Origin of the sequence: Flavobacterium sp. (assembly GCF_043773265.1) — a bacterium.
Classification (GTDB): domain Bacteria; phylum Bacteroidota; class Bacteroidia; order Flavobacteriales; family Flavobacteriaceae; genus Flavobacterium.
This window is the reverse complement of the sequence record NZ_JAYVFH010000292.1, coordinates 1-3,017: the sequence shown is the minus strand read 5'-3', so window position 1 is coordinate 3,017 and position 3,017 is coordinate 1. Positions and strand designations below refer to the sequence as shown.

1 protein-coding gene and 1 tRNA gene are annotated in these 3,017 nt (G+C 29.5%); both read right to left on the bottom strand.

Annotated features, from left to right (window positions below; translation table 11 throughout):
* Positions 1–261: 261 nt before the first annotated feature.
* Positions 262–334: transfer RNA gene (locus tag ACH2BO_RS15150), tRNA-Gly, on the bottom strand.
* A gap of 132 nt (positions 335–466) precedes the next feature.
* Entirely contained in the window at positions 467–3,016 is a 2,550-nt protein-coding gene (gene mutS / locus ACH2BO_RS15145; protein ID WP_395045569.1) for a DNA mismatch repair protein MutS, read from the bottom strand.
* Position 3,017: the final 1 nt, after the last annotated feature.

The following is a 3,017-nucleotide window of genomic DNA, read 5'->3' as shown; positions in this document are numbered from 1 at the left end:
AACTAATTTTTAGAAAAAATTAATTAAAGATATCACCACTCAAGCTATTTTTTACTTTGTAATGATACAACTAATTTTTAGAAAAAATTAATTAAAGATATCACCACTTAAGCTATTTTTACTTTGTAATGATACAACTAATTTTTAGAAAAAATTAATTAAAGATATCACCACTCAAGCTATTTTTTACTTTGTAATGATACAACTAATTTTTAGAAAAAATTAATTACTATCAAAACTATAGTATTATTTTAGTAGTTGAGCGAAAAACGGGATTCGAACCCGCGACCTCGACCTTGGCAAGGTCGCGCTCTACCAACTGAGCTATTTTCGCATTATCAATTTTTATAAGAACTTCAATACTTGTTCTGTATTGCGGATGCAAATGTAAGACTTAAATTGAATAATACAAACGTTTTTTATAAAAAAATCCCGCAAGAAACATAACCTATTGAAAACCTAAACTTTACTTTTTTTGCAACATTCTTTTTATTTCATTTAACTTCATTAATGCTTCAACAGGTGTTAATGTATTGATGTCTAAACCAAGTATTTCATTTTTAATTTCTTCTAATAACGGATCATCAAGATTAAAAATACTCAACTGCATCTCATCCTTATTAGATTTTATTCCGTGTAAAATCTCGCTCGAATGATCTTTCTCTAATTTTTTTAATAATTTTTGAGCTTTTTGAATTACAATTTGTGGCATTCCAGCCATTTTTGCAACATGTATTCCAAAACTGTGTGCGCTTCCTCCTTTTACTAATTTTCTAATAAATAGAACAGTATCCTTTAACTCCTTTACGGATACATTATAATTTTGAATTCTAGGCAACATTTCGTTCATTTCATTCAGTTCATGATAATGTGTTGCAAATAAAGTTTTTGGTTTTGCAGGATTTTCATGTAAAAATTCGGCTATTGCCCAAGCTATTGAAATTCCGTCATAAGTACTTGTTCCTCGACCAATTTCATCAAGCAAGACCAAGCTTCTGTCAGAAATATTATTTAATATCGAAGCTGTTTCGTTCATTTCTACCATAAATGTAGATTCTCCCATTGAAATATTATCACTTGCTCCTACTCGTGTAAAAATTTTATCAATTATTCCCATTCTTACTGCTTCTGCCGGAACAAAACTTCCCATTTGGGCGAGCAATACAATCAAAGCTGTTTGCCTTAAAATTGCTGATTTACCAGACATATTTGGTCCAGTTATCATAATTAATTGTTGGGTTTCTCTATCTAGATAAACATCATTTGCAATATATGGAACTCCAACTGGCAACTGTTTTTCGATAACAGGATGACGACCATTTGTGATTTCAAGTTCGAAAGAATCATCAAGTATTGGACAAACATAATTATTTTCTATAGCCAATTGTGTAAATGATGTTAAACAATCTAATTGCGCAATTAAATTTGCATTAAGCTGAACTGGTTTAATATAAGTAGCAATCCAACTGATTAATTGTTCAAATAATTGTCCTTCAATTTGATGAATTTTTTCTTCGGCACCAAGAATTTTTGTTTCATATTCTTTTAGTTCTTCTGTAATATATCTTTCTGCATTTACTAAGGTTTGTTTTCTAATCCATTCTGCTGGAACTTTATCTTTATGTGTGTTTCTAACTTCTATATAATATCCAAAAACATTATTAAAAGATATTTTCAAAGAAGATATTCCTGTTAATTCAGACTCTCTTTTTTCTATTCCTTCCAGATATTCTTTTCCAGAAAAAGCAATATTTCTTAACTCGTCTAATTCTGTATTAATTCCAGTTGCTATAGCATTTCCTTTGGCAATTGCTACTGGTGCATCTTGATTTAAAGTTGTTTTTATCTTTTCACGAAGCAAATCGCAAGAATGTAAACTATCTCCAATTATTCGAACTGCTTCTTGATTACTTTCAAGAGCCAAAGTTTTTATAGGAATTATTGCGTCTAATGAATCTTTTAGATAAATAACTTCTCTTGGTGAAACTTTTCCTGCAGCAATTTTAGAAATCAAACGTTCTAAATCGGAAATTTGCTTTATTTGATATTGAATTTTCTGTAAAACATCTTGATTTTCTTTTAAATAGGAAACTACTTCATGGCGATTTCTAATTTTATTTATTTCTTTTAAAGGTAATGCCAACCATCTTTTCAATAATCTTCCTCCCATTGGAGACAGTGTTTTATCTATTACATCTATTAATGTAACTGCATTTGGATTATAACTTTGATATAATTCTAGATTGCGAATTGTAAACCTGTCCATCCATACATAAGCATCTTCAGCAATGCGTTGAATAGAAGTAATGTGTTGAATTTTATTGTGTTGTGTTTCAGATAAATAATATAAAATTGCACCTGATGCTATAATTCCATCATTTAATTCTTCAATTCCAAATCCTTTTAAAGAATTGGTTTGAAAATGTTTGGTTAAAGTTTCAACAGCATAGTCATTTTGAAAAACCCAATCTTCAAGATAAAAAGTATTATAGTTTTCTCCAAAAGCATCTTTAAAAAGTGATTTATTTGTTTTTTGAATTAATATCTCACTAGGAATAAAGTTTTGTAATAATTTATCAATATATTCTTGGTTGCCTTGTGTTGTTAAGAATTCACCTGTAGAAACATCAAGAAAAGAAATTCCTAATTGATTTTTATTAAAATAAATAGATGCTAAAAAATTATTAGATTTAGATAGTAAAACCTCATCATTCATAGAAACTCCTGGAGTAACTAATTCTGTAACTCCGCGTTTTACAATGGTTTTTGTCATTTTTGGATCTTCGAGTTGATCACAAATGGCTACACGAAGTCCTGCTTTTACTAATTTTGGCAAATACGTATTTAAAGAATGGTGAGGAAATCCTGCCAATGCAGTTTCTGTTTCAGAACCTGCGCCTCTTTTTGTAAGAACAATTCCAAGGATTTTTGAAGCTCTAACAGCATCTTCACCAAAAGTTTCATAAAAATCACCAACTCTAAACAATAAACAAGCATCAGGATATTTCCTTTTTATC